Raw genomic sequence first — 18032 nt, forward strand, 5'->3', positions numbered from 1 at the left:
GGAGGTAGAGCACTGGAACGGCTAGGGGTCTCACCAGATTACCAAACCGTACCAAACTCCGAATGCCGGCAATTGTTATCCCGGGACGCAGTCAGTGGGTGATAACGTCCATTGGCAAGAGGGGAATAACCCAGACCGACAGCTAAGGCCCCCAAATCTAGTCTAAGTGAACACTAGAAAGGATGTGGCAGGTCATTGACAACCAGGAGGTTGGCTTAGAAGCAGCCATCCTTTAAAGAAAGCGTAATAGCTCACTGGTCAAGACAGGCCGCGCCGAAAATGTAACGGGGCTCAAGACTAGTGCCGAAGCTTCGGGTCATGCGTAAAGCGCATGGCGGTAGGGGAGCGTCCCAGTTGCAGCGAAGGTCGACTGTAAAGGCGGCTGGAGCGACTGGGAGTGCTGATGCCGAAATGAGTAGCGATAAAGGGGGTGAGAAACCCCCTCGCCGTAAACCCAAGGTTTCCTGGGTCAAGTTAATCTTCCCAGGGTTAGCCGGAACCTAAGCCGAGGCCGAAAGGCGTAGGTGATGGAAAGCAGGTTAATATTCCTGCGCCATCTTGTGAGCGTTGAACTAAGGGAGGACGGAGAAAGCTAGGCGAGCTGACCGGTGGTTGTGTCAGTCTAAAGGCGTAGGGGTGTCGCGTACGATTAAAGGCGCGGCAGCTATCCCCGAGACCCCATGGCGCCCCGTAAGGGGTAAGTCGCTGATGCTCTGCTTCCAAGAAAAGTCCCGTAGGGAGCTCATAGGGTGTCCGTACCGCAAACCGACACAGGTGGGTGAGGAGAAAATCCTAAGGCGCTTGAGAGAACTCTCCTCCAAGGAACTAGGCAAATTTCCACCGTAACTTCGGAAGAAGGTGGGCCTCTGGTAGGTGTAGGCGTACAGCCGAAGCCGAGAGAGGTTGCAGAGAAATGGCGGTAGCGACTGTTTACCAAAAACACAGGACTCTGCGAAGGCGACAAGCCGACGTATAGGGTCTGACTCCTGCCCGGTGCTGGAAGGTTAAGGGGATTCGTCAGCCGCAAGGCGAAGCGATGATCCGAAGCCCCAGTAAACGGCGGCCGTAACTATAACGGTCCTAAGGTAGCGAAATTCCTTGTCGGGTAAGTTCCGACCTGCACGAATGGAGTAACGACTTCCGCGCTGTCTCGGAGAGGGACTCAGCGAAATTGAAATAGCTGTGCCGATGCAGTTTACCCGCAGCAAGACGGAAAGACCCCGTGAACCTTTACTATAACTTGACAGTGACACTAGGGATTGACTGTGTAGGATAGGTGGGAGCCTTTGAAGCCGGGCCGCTAGGTTCGGTGGAGGCAACGGTGAAATACCACCCTGTTGATTTCTGGTGTCTAACCATGTCCCGTCATCCGGGATTGGGACACTGTCTGGTGGGTAGTTTGACTGGGGCGGTCGCCTCCCAAAAAGTAACGGAGGCGCGCGATGGTTCCCTCAGCCCGATTGGAAACCGGGCGGCGAGTGCAATGGCATAAGGGAGCTTGACTGCGAGAGAGACATCTCGAGCAGGTGCGAAAGCAGGTCATAGTGATCCGGTGGTCCTGAATGGAAGGGCCATCGCTCAACGGATAAAAGGTACTCCGGGGATAACAGGCTTATCTCCCCCAAGAGTTCACATCGACGGGGAGGTTTGGCACCTCGATGTCGGCTCATCGCATCCTGGGGCTGGAGCAGGTCCCAAGGGTTTGGCTGTTCGCCAATTAAAGCGGTACGCGAGCTGGGTTCAAAACGTCGTGAGACAGTTTGGTCCCTATCTGCTGTGGGCGTAGGATACTTGAGAGGCTCTGACCTTAGTACGAGAGGACCGGGTTGGAGGCACCGCTGGTGTACCAGTTATCTCGCCAGAGGTATCGCTGGGTAGCCATGTGCCGATTGGATAACCGCTGAAAGCATCTAAGCGGGAAACCGACCTCAAGACCAGGTATCCCGGGCGCAAGCCCCTGAAGACCCGTCGAAGACTACGACGTTGATAGGCCGGGTGTGTAAGCGTGGTAACACGTTGAGCTAACCGGTACTAATGGGTCGAGCGGCTTACTTTCCCCGTTCTCTTCCATGCCTCCTTTTGGGGCGTAAGGGACTCGGGGCCAAGGCCGAGGCTCGAGTGCGAAAGCACTCGCCCGGAAGACGCTTCTAAACAGGCACGGCGAGACTTTCTTCTCGCAGAGAATTGAAACTTACCCTTTGTATGCACTGTCGCTTGTTTTCCGGTGGCTATGTCGGAGGGGTCCCACCCGTTCCCATCCCGAACACGGAAGTTAAGCCCTCCAGAGCCGATGGTACTTCGCGGGAAACCGCGCGGGAGAGTAGGTCGCTGCCGGATTCTTTTTGAGAACCCCCGTTGCCCTCGTGGCAACGGGGGTTTTCTTTTTTGGCGCGTCCGCCTTCCGGCTCTCCGCGCCGGCCGGGGCCCGCAGACCTGCCGCGAGCCCCTGGGCCCCACCGGGCCTGCGGCACGCGGACCACCACCTTGCCCACCGTGCTCCGGCCTTCCAACTGGCGGTGGGCCTCGGCGGCCTCGGCCAGGTCCAGCACCAGGCCCGCGCGCACCCGCGGCCGGCCTTCCCTCAGCTGCCTCCCACGGGGGCGCCGCGCCTGCCCGGAAAACGTGCTGCTCCGCGTCGCGACCGCGTCACCGTCCCGTCGGTTTCCAGCAGGCTCCAGAGGGGGTCAACCTCGCGGATTCCTTGGGCTTTCAGAGGTGGGTGCGAGTTTGACTCGCCGTCGGGGCTGGGACTAGAGTCCAGTCTTCCGCCCGGTCTGCGCACCGCCTGCCGCGGTGCACACCCCCCGGCGCCGGGCAGCTCCACGAGATGAAGAAGCCGACCATTTTTGGGAAGTACCTGCTCCTTGAGCGCGTCAACGTCGGCGGCATGGCGGAGGTGTTCATCGCGAAGGCCTTCGGGGTCGAGGGCTTCGAGCGCATCCTGGCCATCAAGAAGATCCTCCCCACGATGGCCGAGGACGAAGAGTTCATCACGATGTTCATCGACGAGGCGCGGATCAGCGTTCAGCTGAACCACGCCAACGTCGTGCACATCCACGAACTCGGGAAGCACGACGACACCTACTTCATCGCCATGGAGTACGTCGCCGGGCGCGACGTGCGGACCATCCTGGAGCGCTATCGGCGGCGCAAGGAGATCATGCCCACCGCGCAGGCGGTGTTCATCACCTCCAAGCTCTGTGACGGCCTGGATTACGCCCACCGGAAGAAGGACGCACGCGGGCAGGACCTGCACATCATCCACCGCGACGTGTCGCCGCAGAACGTCCTCATCTCCTACGAGGGCGAGGTCAAGGTCATCGACTTCGGTATCGCCAAGGCGGCGAACCGTTCGCAGAAGACGCAGGCCGGCATCCTCAAGGGCAAGTTCGGGTACATGAGCCCGGAGCAGGTCCGGGGCATGCCCATCGACCGGCGCAGCGACATCTTCGCCGTGGGCGTGTTGCTCTACGAGATGCTCACCGGCGAGAAGCTCTTCGTCGGCGAGTCCGACTTCTCCACGCTGGAGAAGGTGCGCAACGCCGACGTCCCGCTGCCCCGCGAGTTCAATCCGAACATCCCCCCGGGGCTGGAGAAGGTCGTCCTCAAGGCGCTCACGCGCGAGCCGGAGGAGCGCTACCAGTGGGCGTCCGACCTGGCCGAGGACCTGATGCGGTTCCTCCTGGCCGGCGACGCCATCTACTCGTCGAAGCATCTGTCCTCCTACATGAAGGAGGCCTTCGCCGAGGACATGCTCCGTGAGTCGGAGAAGATGGAGCGCTACGCCGGCATCGAGCGCCCGGACCAGATCGAGCATTCCGGCGTCACCGTCAATCCGCCCCCGGCCGCCCCGCGCGCGGCCCCCCAGGCCTCGAAGCGGGCGCCTCCACCGGCCGCCGTCACGTCCAGCCCGCCCGCCGGGCGCGCGCCCGCCCAGCCCGCGCCGGGCTACATCCCGCCCCCCTCCGCCGAGGAGCTCGCGGAGATGGACGGAGGCGGGGCCGACAAGACGCAGATTGTCGACTCGACGCAGACCTTCCGTGCTCCGGAGACCCGCATCGCCGACAGCAGCGTGGTGGTGGACGACAGCATCACCGGCCGCTCGGAGAACCCCATCCAGAAGGGCAGTGGCACCGCCGCCGCGTACAACTACGACCGTGAGCCCGAGCCCGCGCCTCGCAAGGGCAAGAGCGGCCCCAAGGCCCAGGTCGTCATCAGCAACGAGGAGGGCGAGGCCTACGCGGGCGCCACCATGATCGGCCCCGCGCCGACCGCGCCAGCGTCGCGCTCGCGTCCCGCACAGGTCCAGGAGGAGGAGCGCACCGGTGACATCCCCGTCCCGGCGGTGAAGGGCCGGAATGGCCGCGCCCAGCCGCGCGCGCCCGAGCCCCAACCCCTGGAGGAGCCGGCGGGCTACGACGACGGCCAGGATTACAACGGCGCCGGGCAGGACGACTACGGCGACGAAGGCCCCCCGACGTACGACGAGTCGCAGGAGGCGCCGCCGGAAGAGGAAGTCACCGGCTCGCTGCCGGTGGCACCCGTGGCACAGAAGGGCGCGAAGGCCGCGCCGCCCGCGAAGGTCAAGCCCAAGACTCCCGCCAAGAGCAAGGGCAAGGCCGTGGCGGGGAAGCAGCTGCCCAAGCCGGTCCTCTTCGCCGCGGCGGCGGGCATCGTGCTCGTGCTGGTCGTCATCGCCGCGGTGGCGCTGCGTCCGCCCGCGGCGGGCGAGGTCACCTTCATGGTGTCGCCGTCCGCCGGTGCGCACATCGAGGTGAATGACCAGGAGGTCCAGCTCAATACCCTGCTGTCACTGCCTCCCGGCCAGTATCGCGTGGTCGCCACCGCTCCCGGTCATCAGCGCCAGGAGAAGATGGTGAACGTCGTCGCAGGCAAGCAGACGGGGGTATCGCTCGCGCTCGTGCCTGAAGAGGAGACGCCCCCCGCCGCCACTCCGCCGCCCAAGCCCCCCTCCAACCCCGATGCGGTCGTGGCCGCCAACCCCGACAAGCCGACGACGGCGCCAACGCCGGAGAACACTCCGCCCGCCGGGACGGAGCCGCCCGCCACGCCGAACGCCGGCACGGACGAGCCGGTGGTCAAGAAGCCCGACGTCGAAGCCCCTCCCGCGCCCCGGAAGGTCGCCGCCATCTTCGAGGGCCTGGAAGGCGCGGAGATCGCCATGGAGGGCAAGCGCCTGGGGAAGACGCCGCAGGTCCGGGCGGCGGACCTCGAGGTCGGGAAGACGTACCGCTTCACCGCGAAGCGCGCGGGCTACGAGCCGTTTTCGGGAGAATTCACGGCCGACGGCAGCAAGGACGAGATGCGGGTCTCCTTCGAGCTCGTCAAGGCGCCCGAGCCCGAGCCGGTGCGTGAGCCCGTCCGGGAGCCGACGCCGCGCAAGCCTCCGCCTGCTGTCGTCACCAAGCCGCCCAAGCCGCCGGCGTCGAAGGCGATGGGCAAGTTCGCGTGCAGCACCAAGCCCGCGGGCGCCGACATCCTCGTGGACGGTAAGAAGACGGGCCGCCAGACGCCCGTAACGCTCGGTGCTCCTTTGTCGCTGCCCGTCGGAAACCGGAAGGTCTCCTTCAAGCTCAACGGAAAGACGACCAAGCCCGTGGTGGTCACCATCACCGAGGACGGGGTCGCCAAGCTGGTCAACGTGCCTATCGAGTGAGGGGGCGGGCATCCGGCACCCCCTTCGATTTGTTGAATGAAGTGGGGTCCGGCGCGGTATGACGCCCCGCCCGCAACGCGGCACGCAGAGGTGATGCGCATGCAAACGACGCCTACTCGCGGCAAGCCTGAGACCGGCCCCGCCCAACAGCCCTTCACGTATCCGCTCCGCAAGGAGTTCGTCGAACCCGACTGGCGTCGCATCCCCGGGTACAAGGACGTCTCCGCGGCGGAGTGGGAGAGCGCTGTCTGGCAGCGCAAGCACACCGTCAAGAACCTCAAGGAGCTGAGGGCCACCCTCGGCGCGCTCCTGCCGGAGGACCTGGCGGCGAGCATCGAACGGGACCAGAAGGAGCGGGCGACCATGTCGCTGCTCATCCCCCCGCAGATGCTCAACACGATGAACCTGGACGACCTGTGGAGCGACCCGGTGCGGCGCTACATGCTGCCCGCGTTCGCGGACCGGCTCACGGACTGGCCCAACCACCCCAAGGCCAGCCGCGACAGCCTCCACGAGGCGGACATGTGGGTCGTGGAGGGCCTCACGCACCGCTACCCCACCAAGGTGCTGGCGGAGATGCTCCCCACCTGCCCGCAGTACTGCGGCCACTGCACCCGCATGGACCTCGTCGGCAACGACGTGCCCCAGGTGCAGAAGCACAAGTTCGGCGTCGGGCCGAAGGAGCGGTACGAGCAGATGCTCGAGTACCTGCGCCGCACGCCGACGGTGCGCGACGTGGTGGTCTCCGGCGGTGACATCGCCAACCTGCCCATCCAGCAGCTCGAGCCGTTCGTCAGCTCGCTGATGGACATCCCCAACATCCGGGACATCCGCCTGGCCAGCAAGGGGCTGATGGCCATTCCCCAGCACTTCCTCCAGGACCAGGTGCTGGCGGGGCTGGACCGGCTGGCGAAGAAGGCCGTGGAGCGCGGCGTGGACCTGGCGATGCACACGCACGTCAACAACGCGGCGCAGCTCACCCCGTTGGTGGGCAAGGCCGTGCGCAAGCTGCTCGACATGGGCTTCCGCGACGTGCGCAACCAGGGCGTGCTGCTGCGCGGGGTGAACGACAGCGCGCAGGCCCTGCTGGACCTGTGCTTCACGCTGCTCGACCACGCGAAGATCCTGCCGTACTACTTCTACATGTGCGACATGATCCCCAACAGCGAGCACTGGCGGCTGTCGGTGGACAAGGCGCAGAAGCTCCAGCACGACATCATGGGCTACATGCCGGGCTTCGCCACGCCGCGCATCGTCTGTGACGTGCCCTTCGTCGGCAAGCGGTGGGTGCACCAGATCGCGGAGTACGACCGCGAGCGCGGCATCTCCTACTGGACGAAGAACTACCGCACGGGCATCGAGGCGAACGACGCCGACGCGCTCAACCGGAAGTACGAGTACTTCGACCCCATCGACACGCTGCCGGAGGCAGGTCAGGCGTGGTGGCGGGAGCAGCAGAAGGCCGCGTGATGAACTCCTCGGCGCTTCCGGCGGCCCAGCCGTCGGAGCCTGGCACCTCGCCGCGCCCCTCGCTCAGTGCCGAGGGGCGCCAGCGCCTGTTCCCCGCTGCCACCGACGCGGAGTGGGCGGACTGGCGCTGGCACCAGCGGCACTCGGTGCGAGGCCTGGAGCAGCTCGAACGGTACGTGCCGCTGACGTCCGATGAACGCGCCGGCGTGCAGGAGACGTCCGCGCTGTTCCGCATCGGCATCAGCCCGTACTACCTGTCGCTCATCGACCCGGAGCATCCGTTCTGCCCGGTGCGCATGCAGTCCATCCCCGTGAGGGCCGAGGCGCGCATCCGTCCGGGCGAGCTGGCGGACCCGCTCGGTGAGGACAAGACGCGCCCCGAGGAGTGCATCGTCCACAAGTACCCGGACCGCGTGCTCTTCCTCGCGCTCGACACGTGCTCCGTCTACTGCCGGCACTGCACGCGGCGGCGGATTACGCAGGGCGGGGTGGCGGAGCTCTCCAAGGAGCAGTTGCGCCGGGGCATCGAGTACGTCCGGCGGCACCCGGAAGTGCGCGACGTGCTCATCTCCGGGGGAGACCCGTTCCTGCTGAGCGAGGCGCGGCTGGAGGAGTTGCTCGCGCCGCTGAGCGAGATTCCCCACGTGGAGATGATTCGCATCGGCACGCGCGTCCCCGTGGTCCTTCCCATGCGCGTCACCGACGCCCTGGCGAGCACCCTGCGGCGCTACGCGCCCGTCTTCGTCGTCACCCACTTCAACCACCCGAAGGAAGTGACGCCCGAAGCGCGCGAGGCGTGCGAGCGGCTGGTCGACCACGGCGTACCGGTGGAGAACCAGGCCGTGCTGATGCGGCGGATCAACTCCGACGCGCGCATCATCAAGGAACTCTCCCACGTGCTGCTGCGCAGCCGCGTGCGGCCCTACTACCTGCACCAGATGGACGTGGCCGAGGGCTGCGAGCACCTGCGCACGCCCATCGCGAAGGGGCTGGAAATCCTGCAGCAGCTTCGCGGGCATACCACCGGCCTCGCCGTGCCCCACCTCGCGGTGGACCTGCCCGGCGGCGGCGGCAAGGTGACGCTCCAGCCGGACTACGTCGTGGAGCGCGGCGAGCACGAGACGGTGTTCCGCAACTACAAGGGCGAGCGCTACGCCTATCCGGAGCCGGAAGAGACCGACTGCGCCTGCCCCTACGATGACGTGTGGCAGGCCCGCTCGCGGGCGTACGGCGTTCGAAAGTAGGGGTTCGGACACGCGCGCGGCTCCGGCCGCGGCGTGCTTCAGGAATCGTCGCCGCCCGAGCTGCGCCGCCGCTTCACGGCCTTCTTCTTCACCCCGGACGAGCCGGCGCGCGCGCTGGCCCGCTTCGCGGCGGGCTTCTCCTCCTGCGCACCACCGAGCTGCGCACCTCCGAGCTCCACCGGCACGGACTCGGCTTCGGCCGCGCCCGGGATGCCGATGTCGACGACGGGCTCGGCGCCCTCGGCGGCCTCCAGCTCCACCGGGTCCTCCTCGCTGAAGCCCTGCTGCACGGGGACGTCCTCGGCCGCCTTCTCCGCCGTGGGGGGCGTCTGCTTCGCGGCCTGGGCCTGCTCCTCCAGGCGCTTCTCTTCCGCCTTGGCGCGCGCGTTGCCCTCCGGGCCCATCCGCGCCTCGTAGCGCGCGAAGTCCTTCGCCGACACGCCGTGCTTCTCCATCACCGAGGCCGAGGCGGCCTGCTGCTTGTCGATGGCCTGCGTGCGCTCCTCGTTGCTCATCTCCGAGGGCTTGCGGTTGCCGAACTCCTCGTTGACCCGGGTCTGGGCCTGCGCCTCGTCGCGGCGAATCTCCGCCACCTTCTCCGGCGTCAGCTCGGCGCCTTCCTGGGCGCTGGCGAGCCCCGGCAGCACGAGCCACGAAGCCAGAAGGAACAGGGTAGGGCGGGTGGACATGGCGGGGAGCCTTGGTCGAAACCGTGGGTACGTCCTGCATCTAAGCACGGTGGCCCCAGGGGCGCACCGGTCGTGCACGCGCGTGTCCGTCACGAACGGCCGCGGTTCATCCCCCGCAGCGTGAGCAGCCATCCTTCGCGCTGGAGCACTGCTCCCGGCCCTGGGCGCACCGCGGCGGCAGGTCATCCCGGTCCGGATGGCGGTCCACCAGCGAGCACAGCTCCTCCGCCACCCCACAGGTCCGCGTGGCCACGTCGCACGTGTCCGCGCAGGTCAGGTCATCCTGCTGCGCACGCGCGTTCAGTTCCTCCAGTCGCGCCGAGGCCGAGTCGATGGCCGCGTCGTCATCTCCGGCGACCCGGGTGTCCACATTCTTCGCGCAGCCCGTCAGTACGAGGCCGGCCAGGAGCAACAGCAGGGCAGGGGAGGAAACACGCATGCCCACCCCATACGCGCCCTGGAGTCGCTCCGTCCAGCCCGGCCCGTTGCCTCAGCGCGGAGCCGGCGCGGCCGGAATCGCAGGGCGTGGGCGGCGCGGTGGCTCGTCCGGCCGTGACAGGTACAGGTAGGCCGTCAATGCCAGCAGCGCGGCGACCGCGAGCCTCCGGAGCCACTCCTCGCGGCGCCGGTGCGGCGAGGCTGCGTCCTCCTGCGCCGCGGCCTCCATCCCCGCAGCCACCTCGGGGCCCACCCCCCGAAGCCGCCGGCAGACCTCCGCCACGGGCACCAGCGCGGCGGGGAGCCGCGCGTCCTCCCGTTCCAGGGCCTCCGTGAGCATCCTCGCCCAGGCGGTCTCCTCGTCCCCTCCGGCGGGCTCGCGCACCGACAGCCCCGCGCGCCGTGCCAGCGTTCCTCCCGCCCGCAGCAGGAGCACGGAGAAGGCCTCGGGTGAGACGCCGTAGAAGGTCGCGCATGCCTCCAGGGAGCGCCCCTCCACCAGCCGGCGCATGAGCAGGGCCGAGGGGCGGGGCTCCATCGCTCGCAGGGCCGAGATGAGGGCGGGAGGGGACAGGCGGGAGGCGTCGGGCTCGGGAGACGTCACGGGCGCGCCATCCTCCCCCATCCGCCGGGCGTTTTCTTGAGGCTCGCACCCACACCTCTACACTCCCCGTCCATGTTGCGACCTGTTGCACTCGTCCTGCTGCTGCTCGCCCCGCTGCATGCGCTCGCCGTGGAGACTCTTCGCATCGCCATCGAGGATGCGGATGGCGAGGTGCGCGTGAGTGGCCGTGGGCTCGCCTTCGGCGCCGACACCGAGGACGCCACCTTCGCCGCCATCCCCTCCGGCCAGGCCACCCTCCGCCGCCGGGGCGCGAAGCTGGAGCTCAATGGCGCGCCGGTGGTCGGCGACTCCGTGCGCTTCCGCGCCGGCTCCGGCGCCCCCGACGATGCCGGCCTCCCCGGCGACGAGCCGCTCAAGGCCGGCAGTGCCCAGGTGCGCGGCGACGTCGTCGTGCGCGCCCACCGTGATGGGCTCCAGCTCATCAACGTCATCCCCCTGGAGGACTACCTCGCCGCGGTGCTCGGCAGCGAGATGCCCGTGTCCTTTCCGCCGGAGGCCCTCAAGGCCCAGGCCGTGGCCGCGCGCACCTATGCCCTCCAGAAGAAGCTGGAGGCGTACAGCAACGCCTTCCACCTGGGCAGCAGCGTGCTCCACCAAGTGTACGGCGGCGTCAACCGCGAGGACCCGCGCACCCGTGCCGCCGTGGAGGCCACTCGCGGCCAGGTGCTCACCTACGAACTGGCCCCCATCGAGGCCTACTTCCATGCCTCCTGCGGCGGCCGCACCGAGTCCGGCCTGGATGCCCTCCAGCGGGATTTGCCCTACCTCCAGCCCGTCGAGTGCCCCTGCGGCAAGCTGCCCGCCAGCCGCTGGAAGGCCTCCATCTCCGACTCGGAGGTGAAGTCGGCGCTCCATCACCCCGCCCAGGGGCTGCGCGTGTCCGGGCGCACGCCCACCCGCCGGGTGACCAGCGTCATGCTCGGGGACGGTGCCTCGATGGGCGGGGTGGAGCTCCGCCGCCGGCTTGGCTACACGCGCCTCAAGAGTCTGGACTTCGAGGTGGAGCGCACCGACCGCGGTTATGTGTTCTCCGGACGCGGCTATGGCCACGGGGCCGGTCTCTGCCAGTGGGGCGCGAAGGCGCTCGCGGACAAGGGCCGGGGCTACCAGGAGATTCTCTCCCACTACTACCCCGGGGCCGAGCTGCAGCAGCTCTACTGAGGCCCTCGGCGACGGCGCGCTTTCCGCGGCGGCGCGGGGGCTGCTACAAGCGCCAGCCCCGTGTCGTCACGCCTCTCCGACTACGACTTCGAGCTCCCCGAATCTCAAATCGCCCAGGCCCCCCTGGCCGAGCGCGATGCCTCGCGCCTGCTGACCGTGAACCGGTCCACCGGCGCCTGGACGCACCGCCGCTTCGCCGAGTTGCCGGACCTGCTGCGCGAGGGCGACCTGCTCGTCCTCAACGACGCCCGCGTCATCCCCGCGCGCCTGCTGGGCCAGAAGGCCGGCACAGGCGGCCGCGTGGAGCTGCTCGTGGTGCGCCCGGCTGCCGCCACGCTCACCTCGGCGGCGCTCGGCGGGGCCCCCGAGTCGCTCGAGTGGATCTGCCTGGGCCAGGCCTCCAAGGGGCTCAAGCCCGCCCAGCGGCTGAGCTTCGCCGGGGGCCTCGAGGCCGAGGTACTGGGGGCGCTCGGAGGCGGGGAGTACCGCGTGCGCTTCCACGCGCCCCCGGGCGCCTCGCTGGCCTCGCTGCTGGACGCGGCCGGGCGCCTGCCGCTGCCGCCCTACATCACCCGTGAGCCCGATGCCGCGGACGCCGAGCGCTACCAGACGGTGTACGCGAAGGCCTCCGGCGCCGTGGCCGCGCCCACCGCGGGCCTGCACTTCACGCAGGCGCTCTTCGCCACGCTGGAGGCGAAGGGTGTGCGGCGCGCGCTGGTGACGCTGGACGTGGGGCCGGGCACCTTCCTGCCGGTGCGCGAGGAGGAACTCGACAGGCACCACATGCACCCGGAGCGCTTCACCGTGCCCGAGGCCACCGCGCGCGAAGTCAACGCGGCCCACGCGGAAGGCCGGCGCGTGGTGGCGGTGGGCACCACGGTGGTGCGCACGCTGGAGTCCGCCACGGACCCCGAGACGGGCCTTTTGCGCGAGGGCCCCGGCGAGACGACGCTCTTCATCCGCCCCGGCTTCCGCTTCCGCCAGGTGGACGCGCTGCTCACCAACTTCCACCTCCCACGCTCCACGCTGGTGGTGCTGGTGAGCGCCCTGCTGGGCCGCGAGCGCACGCTGGCGGCCTACGCGGAGGCGGTGCGCGAGGGCTACCGGTTCTTCAGTTACGGCGACGCCATGCTGGTGTCGGAGTGAGCACCATGGACGAGCAGCAGGCAGCACAGCGCGGCGAGAAGGGCGACACGCGGGTGGCACCGGGAATGGTGCGCTTCGAGCTGCTCCACGAGGACACCGGCACGAAGGCGCGCCGCGGCCGGCTGCACACGCCGCACGGCCCCGTGGAGACGCCCATCTTCATGCCCGTGGGCACCGTGGGCAGCGTCAAGGGCGTGGGGCCGGATGACCTGCTCACGCTCGACGCGCAGATCATCCTCGGCAACACCTACCACCTGATGCTCCGCCCCGGCGAGGCGCTGGTGGGGGAGCTGGGCGGCCTGCACCGCTTCGTGTCCTGGAACCGGCCCATGCTCACCGACAGCGGCGGCTTCCAGGTCTTCAGCCTGTCGGAGAAGCGCAAAATCACGGAGGAGGGCGCCGCCTTCCAGTCGCACCTGGACGGCGCGCGGCACTTCCTCACGCCCGAGCGCTCCATCGACATCCAGGAGACGCTGGGCGCCGACGTCATCATGGCCTTCGACGAGTGCCCGCCCTCCACCGAGGACCGCGCCTACCTGGAGAAGTCCCTGGCGCGCACCACCCGCTGGCTGCACCGGTGCGTGAAGGCGTGGAGCCGCGAGCGCTCCTCCCTCTTCGGCATCGTCCAGGGCGGGCTCCACGAGGATTTGCGCAAGCGCCACGCCGAGGAGGTGTGCGCGGTGGACCTGCCCGGCTACGCGCTGGGCGGCTACTCCGTGGGCGAGGCCCCCGAGGCCATGCACGCGGGCGTGGCGTACTCGGCGCCGCTTTTGCCCCGCGACAAGCCCCGCTACCTCATGGGCGTGGGTACCCCCGTGGACCTGGTCACCTGCGTGGAGCACGGGGTGGACATGTTCGACTGTGTGCTCCCCACCCGTTGCGCACGCAACGGCCTGCTCTTCACCTCGGAGGGCAAGCTCGTCATCCGCAATGCGTCATTCGCGAAGGACCCCAGGCCGGTGGACCCTGCGTGCGCCTGCTACACCTGCCGCAACTTCAGCAGGGCCTACCTCCGCCACCTCTTCGCCGCCGGGGAAATCCTGGCCATGCGGCTCAACACCATCCACAATCTCCACTACTTCCTGGGTTTGATGGCGGACGTCCGGCGGGCCATCGCCGAAGACAGGTTCGCCACCTTCGCCCGCGAATTCCGCGAGCGCTCCCGGGCCCAGGAAACCGAGCGGACCCGTGGCCGCTGAGCGGGCGGCGGGATTGCCGGGGTTCCCGCGTTCACTTGCTCACATGGGCCCCCCTTGCTAAGAGGGCCCCCTTTCGGATGGGTTCCTCGGGCAGTGTGGGGGGCCACCCATCCCGAGCCTTCCTCAACCTACGAGGCAGTCTGTGGCTGAGAGCTTTCTGATTCTGGCGCAGGCCGGGGCCGGCGGTAACCCGTTCGGAACCATGGCCTTCCTGGTCGCGCTGGTGGCGATCATGTACTTCATCATGATTCGCCCCCAGCAGAAGCAGCTGAAGGAGCACCGGGCGCTGCTGGGCGCGCTGAAGAAGGGGGATGAGGTCGTCACCTCGGGCGGAATGCTCGGGAAGATCCACCTCGTCGATGAGCGGACCGTGACGCTGGAAGTGGCCAGCGGTGTGCGCATCCGCGTGCTCAAGACTTCCATCAGCGCCAAGGGTGCTGTGGCGGAAGGCGCGCCGGTGGCGGCCGCCGAAGAGAAGAAGAAGGAGGAGAAGTAATGGACCGCGGCTGGTGGTGGAAGTTCGGATTCATTGTCGCGGTGACGCTGGGGACCATCTGGTTCCTCATCCCGACCTATTACTCGCTCGTGGTCCTGGACCGCGACCAGCGCAACAACCTGGCGGTGCTCGAACAGCGCCTGCCGGCGTGGGCGCCTCCCGCGCGGTACCGCCTCAACCTGGGGCTGGACCTGCAGGGTGGCATCCACATGGTGATGCGCGTGGACACCAAGACGGCGCTGCAGAAGCGCACCGAGCGCCGTGGGCAGCAGATCGCCAGCTACGTGAATGACAAGAAGCTCGGCGAGGTGACCGCGGATACGGATCCGGAGCAGCTCCAGCTCACCCTGAAGGCCAAGGACCCGGCGACGATGGACGCCATCGAGAAGGAAGTCCTGGCGACCTTCACCGACTTCAAGCGCGTCAGCCGGGACGGCGCCACGCTGGTGCTCTCGCCGGACGAGGGCCAGACGAACCGCTTCCGCGAGGAGGCCGTGGACCAGGCCATGCTCGTCATCCGCCGCCGCATCGACAAGTGGGGCGTGGCGGAAGTGGACGTGCGCAAGCTGGGCACCGACTCCATCCAGATTTCGCTGCCGGGCCGCAGCAACCCGGAGCAGGCGAAGGAGCTGGTGGGCACCACCGCGCAGCTCGAGTTCCGGATGGTGGACGACTCCAATCCCCAGTTCTTCGCGCAGATGCTCCAGCAGACCCCGCCGCCGGAAGGCAGCAACATCACCCTGACGCAGGAGGGTGGCTTCCCGCAGCTGTCCAGCCCGAGCCGCGAGGCGCTGCTGGCCTACACCAAGGACAAGACGCCGGAAGGCCGCGAGGTGCTCACCGAGTGCATCGCCAACCCGGTGAAGAAGAACGAGTGCTCCTCGTACCGCACCTTCCTGGTGGAGAAGAACGTGCCGCTGACGGGCGAGAGCCTGGCGGGCGCGGACGCGTCGCTCGGCAACCTCAACGAGCCGGAAGTCAACCTCGCCTTCGACGCGCAGGGCGCGCGCGAGTTCGAGAAGCTGACCGAGGCGGGCGTGGGCCGGCGCATGGCCATCGTCCTGGACGAGAATGTCCACACGGCGCCGAACATCAACGAGAAGATTGGCGGCGGCCGGGCCCGCATCACCATGGGCCGCATGGGCGCGCGCTCCTTCGAGGAGTGGCTGGGTGAGGCGCAGACGCTGGCGCTGGTGCTGAAGGCGGGCGCGCTGCCGGCCCCGGTGACGGTGGGCGAAATCCGTCAGGTGGGCGCGAGCCTCGGTGACGAGCTCATCAAGAAGGGCAGCCTCGCGGCGCTGGTGGGTCTGGCGCTGGTGGTGCTCTTCATGGCCGTCTACTACCGCAAGTCCGGCCTCATCGCGGACGTGGCGCTCATCCTCAACGGCCTGCTCATCCTCGCGGGGCTGGCGTTCTTCAACGCCACGCTGACCCTACCGGGCATCGCCGGCTTCGTGCTGACGCTGGGCATCGCGGTGGATGCCAACGTGCTCATCAACGAGCGCATCCGCGAGGAACTCGCCCATGGCAAGAGCGCGCGGGCGGCGGTGGACCAGGGCTATGACCGCGCCTTCTGGACCATCTTCGACGCGCACGTGACGACGCTCATCGCCGGCTTCATCCTGTTCTTCACGGGAACCGGTCCGGTGCGGGGCTTCGCCACCACGCTCATCGTCGGCCTGCTGGCCTCGCTCTTCACGTCCATCGTGGTGACGCGCGTCATCACCACCTACTTCGTCCACGGCCGCAACGCGCAGCGGGTCTCTGTCTGACCGGCTCGCCCGGAACGGAAAAAGCGCCATGCAGATTCTCAAGCACAAGACGAACTTCGACTTCATCGGCAAGCGCAAGCCGGCCATCTTCATCTCCACCGTCATCAACCTGGCCATCATCGTCGGCATCGCCGCGGCGGGGTTCAACCTCGGCGTGGACTTCGCCGGTGGCACGGTGGTGGAGCTGAAGTTCAATCACTCCGTCACGCCCACCGAGGTCCGTGAGCGCGCCCAGAAGGGCGGCCTGCACGACGTCAGCGTGCAGAACATCGGCTCCGCGGACGAGAACGCGTTCCTGCTCCGCATGGGCGGCGTCACCCAGCTCACCGAGGAGAACGCGACCAAGGCCAAGGCGGCCATCCAGGGCCTGGGGACCATCACCAACGTCTACCCGGACCTGGCCAACGGCATCATCAACTTCCGCTCCACCACGCCGCTGACCCCCAAGGCCATCAGCGAGGCGGTGGTCGCCAGTGGCACCGGCGTGCAGGAGGTCCGTGATTTGGGCGAGAGCTCGTCGGGCCACGGCTTCGACTACCAGGTCGTCGCCAGCGGCATGGCCGACAAGGTCCGCGAGGTGCTGAGCCAGGGCCTGGAGACGCCGGACTTCGAGCAGCGCCGCGTGGACTACGTGGGCCCGCAGGTGGGCAAGCAGCTGCGCAACCGCGGCATCATGGCGCTGGTGTACTCGATGCTCGCCATCCTCATCTACGTGGCGTTCCGCTTCGACTTCAAGTTCGGCCCGGGCGCGCTGCTGGCCATGATTCACGACGTCGTCATGGTGGCGGGCTACTACCTGGTGAGCCGGCGCGAGTTCAACCTCACGTCCATCGCCGCGCTGCTCACCATCGTCGGCTACTCGGTGAACGACACCATCGTCATCTACGACCGCATCCGCGAGGACATGGTGAAGTACAAGGGCAAGCCCCTGGCCGAGGTCATCAACATCGCGGTCAACGACACCCTGGGCCGCACCATCCTCACCTCGGGCGTCACGGCGCTGTCCCTCATCGGTCTGCTCATCTTCGGCGTGGGCGAAATCTTCGACTTCGCCATGGCGATGCTGGTGGGCATCATCGTGGGCACGTACTCGTCCGTGTACATCGCCAGCCCGCTGACCATCTGGCTGGACGAGCGCGCCGCGGCGAAGGCGGCCCAGCGCGGTGGCATCGACCGGCAGCAGCCGAACGCGGCCTGAGCCCGCGCTCCTGTACTCCCGCCGGCACCGGCGGGAGCGGGTGACACGACGAGGGCCCTCCTCCCGCTGTGGGAGGCAGGGCCCTCGGTGTTCCTGGCGGGCTCCGCTCGCTAGAAGCGGGCGCCCAGCGTGAAGGACGCGTCCAGCAGGCCGCCGTCGTCGTCGGCCAGGGGCTGCGCGGCGAAGTCCTCGCTCAGGAGGACGCGGTACGTGGCGCGGACGCCCGCGGTGAGGCCGCCGCTGTTGAACTCGACGCCGGCCGCCAGGGGCACCTCCTGCATCGTGTCCGACTCGTAGAGGTCCGCGCCCGTGCCCCGCACGTCCACGTAGGACATGCCGATGCCCGCGCCCACGAAGGGGCGGATGGACGTGAGGAAGGGCGGGGACACCTTGAGGAGCGCGCTGCCGCCCTGGCGCACGAGCGACGGCTCGTCCAGCAGGCGGAGGTCGCTGACGTTGTTCTGCGAGCCCTCGTAGCCCAATTCGAAGCCGAGGAAGGTGGTGGGCTGTACGTTGAGTGTCAGGCCCCACGCGGGGCCGGTGCTCGTCAATTCGCCCAGGTCACCGGTGTAGTCGCCTACGCCTCCCCGAAGGAACACGTTGACGTCTCCTCGCTTGCCTTCCTTGCGCTCCTGCGCCGCGGCCGTACCCGCGCTCGCGAGCGTCAGGGCCACCGCACCCGCGATGATGCTTCTTGGAAGCATGTTGTCCTCCTGTCAGGTGTGTGCGGTTCAAGCTGTGCACCGCTTGCCCGGTGCGAAGGGCTGGGGCAGGCGAGAGGGCAGGCGCATGCCTGAACGCTTGTGCAGGAAGGGAAAGGTCGTGCCCAAGGTTGACCTTCCCTCGTCAGACGTCTGAGGTACTGTCGGCCTGTCAAGAATTCGTCCCGGTATCCGCCCCGTTGGGGAGGTCCGAGG

The 18032-nt window shown here is 68.0% G+C and carries 13 protein-coding genes, 2 rRNA genes and 1 pseudogene (1 of these 16 only partly in view); 11 read left to right on the forward strand and 5 right to left on the reverse strand.

Going from position 1 to position 18032, the window contains the following annotated elements:
* Both OV427_RS39485 and rrf read left to right on the forward strand, forming a co-directional pair.
* Nucleotides 1-2056 (forward strand): 23S ribosomal RNA (locus OV427_RS39485) (it extends 908 nt beyond the left edge of the window).
* 164 nt (nucleotides 2057-2220) lie between these two features.
* Nucleotides 2221-2337, forward strand: a 5S ribosomal RNA gene (gene rrf, locus OV427_RS39490).
* Nucleotides 2338-2486: 149 nt separating this feature from the next.
* On the opposite strand, the pseudogene OV427_RS50645 reads toward rrf, so the two are convergent.
* Nucleotides 2487-2678 (reverse strand): annotated as a pseudogene (locus OV427_RS50645) (quinone oxidoreductase); the annotation flags it as partial.
* A gap of 149 nt (nucleotides 2679-2827) precedes the next feature.
* On the opposite strand from OV427_RS50645, the gene OV427_RS39500 reads away from it, so the two are divergent.
* From OV427_RS39500 to OV427_RS39510, 3 genes are all read left to right on the forward strand, one after another.
* Nucleotides 2828-5677, forward strand: coding sequence for a serine/threonine protein kinase (locus tag OV427_RS39500; RefSeq protein ID WP_267861394.1), 2850 nt, complete (start codon nucleotides 2828-2830; stop codon nucleotides 5675-5677).
* 99 nt (nucleotides 5678-5776) lie between these two features.
* Nucleotides 5777-7147: a KamA family radical SAM protein gene (locus OV427_RS39505; RefSeq protein WP_267861395.1), complete on the forward strand. Its 1371-nt coding sequence runs from the start codon at nucleotides 5777-5779 to the stop codon at nucleotides 7145-7147.
* A complete protein-coding gene (locus OV427_RS39510) occupies nucleotides 7147-8391 on the forward strand; it encodes a KamA family radical SAM protein (protein ID WP_267861396.1) in 1245 nt (414 codons plus the stop codon). The genes OV427_RS39505 and OV427_RS39510 overlap by 1 nt, the downstream gene beginning before the upstream one ends.
* Nucleotides 8392-8429: 38 nt before the next feature.
* Here OV427_RS39510 and OV427_RS39515 read toward each other — a convergent pair whose 3' ends face one another.
* The 3 genes from OV427_RS39515 to OV427_RS39525 form a co-directional block, all read right to left on the reverse strand.
* Nucleotides 8430-9080: a hypothetical protein gene (locus tag OV427_RS39515; protein WP_267861397.1), complete on the reverse strand. Its 651-nt coding sequence runs from the start codon at nucleotides 9078-9080 to the stop codon at nucleotides 8430-8432.
* 106 nt (nucleotides 9081-9186) lie between these two features.
* Nucleotides 9187-9519 (reverse strand): hypothetical protein, encoded by a 333-nt coding sequence (locus tag OV427_RS39520; RefSeq protein ID WP_267861398.1) that lies wholly within the window; start codon nucleotides 9517-9519, stop codon nucleotides 9187-9189.
* 51 nt (nucleotides 9520-9570) lie between these two features.
* Nucleotides 9571-10122 (reverse strand): hypothetical protein, encoded by a 552-nt coding sequence (locus OV427_RS39525; RefSeq protein WP_267861399.1) that lies wholly within the window; start codon nucleotides 10120-10122, stop codon nucleotides 9571-9573.
* A 72-nt stretch (nucleotides 10123-10194) separates the two neighbouring features.
* On the opposite strand from OV427_RS39525, the gene OV427_RS39530 reads away from it, so the two are divergent.
* From OV427_RS39530 to secF, 6 genes are all read left to right on the forward strand, one after another.
* Nucleotides 10195-11304 (forward strand): SpoIID/LytB domain-containing protein, encoded by a 1110-nt coding sequence (locus OV427_RS39530; RefSeq protein WP_267861400.1) that lies wholly within the window; start codon nucleotides 10195-10197, stop codon nucleotides 11302-11304.
* 60 nt (nucleotides 11305-11364) lie between these two features.
* Nucleotides 11365-12450 carry a tRNA preQ1(34) S-adenosylmethionine ribosyltransferase-isomerase QueA gene (gene queA, locus OV427_RS39535; protein WP_267861401.1) on the forward strand — a complete coding sequence of 362 codons (1086 nt, stop codon included), beginning with the start codon at nucleotides 11365-11367 and terminating at the stop codon, nucleotides 12448-12450.
* Nucleotides 12451-12455: 5 nt separating this feature from the next.
* Nucleotides 12456-13649, forward strand: coding sequence for a tRNA guanosine(34) transglycosylase Tgt (gene tgt, locus OV427_RS39540; protein ID WP_267861402.1), 1194 nt, complete (start codon nucleotides 12456-12458; stop codon nucleotides 13647-13649).
* A 142-nt stretch (nucleotides 13650-13791) separates the two neighbouring features.
* A complete protein-coding gene (gene yajC, locus OV427_RS39545; RefSeq protein ID WP_164002813.1) occupies nucleotides 13792-14145 on the forward strand; it encodes a preprotein translocase subunit YajC in 354 nt (117 codons plus the stop codon).
* The gene (gene secD / locus OV427_RS39550) at nucleotides 14145-15917 is read left to right on the forward strand and encodes a protein translocase subunit SecD (RefSeq protein ID WP_267861403.1); all 1773 of its coding nucleotides are present in this window, start codon (nucleotides 14145-14147) and stop codon (nucleotides 15915-15917) included. The genes yajC and secD overlap by 1 nt, the downstream gene beginning before the upstream one ends.
* Before the next feature lie 28 nt (nucleotides 15918-15945).
* Entirely contained in the window at nucleotides 15946-17115 is a 1170-nt protein-coding gene (secF, locus tag OV427_RS39555; RefSeq protein WP_267861404.1) for a protein translocase subunit SecF, read from the forward strand.
* 110 nt (nucleotides 17116-17225) lie between these two features.
* Here the strand turns inward: secF and OV427_RS39560 are convergent, their stop codons facing one another.
* Nucleotides 17226-17819: an outer membrane beta-barrel protein gene (locus OV427_RS39560; protein ID WP_267861405.1), complete on the reverse strand. Its 594-nt coding sequence runs from the start codon at nucleotides 17817-17819 to the stop codon at nucleotides 17226-17228.
* Between the last annotated feature and the right edge of the window lie 213 nt (nucleotides 17820-18032).

The organism is Pyxidicoccus sp. MSG2 (assembly GCF_026626705.1).
GTDB lineage: Bacteria > Myxococcota > Myxococcia > Myxococcales > Myxococcaceae > Myxococcus.

Coding starts and splice junctions, on each gene's coding strand:
- secD (WP_267861403.1), top strand. CDS start 14,145: ATGGACCGCGGCTGGTGGTGGAAGTTCGGATTCATTGTCGCGGTGACG.
- secF (WP_267861404.1), top strand. CDS start 15,946: ATGCAGATTCTCAAGCACAAGACGAACTTCGACTTCATCGGCAAGCGC.
- OV427_RS39520 (WP_267861398.1), bottom strand. CDS start 9,519: ATGCGTGTTTCCTCCCCTGCCCTGCTGTTGCTCCTGGCCGGCCTCGTA.
- OV427_RS39515 (WP_267861397.1), bottom strand. CDS start 9,080: ATGTCCACCCGCCCTACCCTGTTCCTTCTGGCTTCGTGGCTCGTGCTG.
- OV427_RS39560 (WP_267861405.1), bottom strand. CDS start 17,819: ATGCTTCCAAGAAGCATCATCGCGGGTGCGGTGGCCCTGACGCTCGCG.
- OV427_RS39505 (WP_267861395.1), top strand. CDS start 5,777: ATGCAAACGACGCCTACTCGCGGCAAGCCTGAGACCGGCCCCGCCCAA.
- OV427_RS39530 (WP_267861400.1), top strand. CDS start 10,195: ATGTTGCGACCTGTTGCACTCGTCCTGCTGCTGCTCGCCCCGCTGCAT.
- OV427_RS39500 (WP_267861394.1), top strand. CDS start 2,828: ATGAAGAAGCCGACCATTTTTGGGAAGTACCTGCTCCTTGAGCGCGTC.
- tgt (WP_267861402.1), top strand. CDS start 12,456: ATGGACGAGCAGCAGGCAGCACAGCGCGGCGAGAAGGGCGACACGCGG.
- OV427_RS39510 (WP_267861396.1), top strand. CDS start 7,147: ATGAACTCCTCGGCGCTTCCGGCGGCCCAGCCGTCGGAGCCTGGCACC.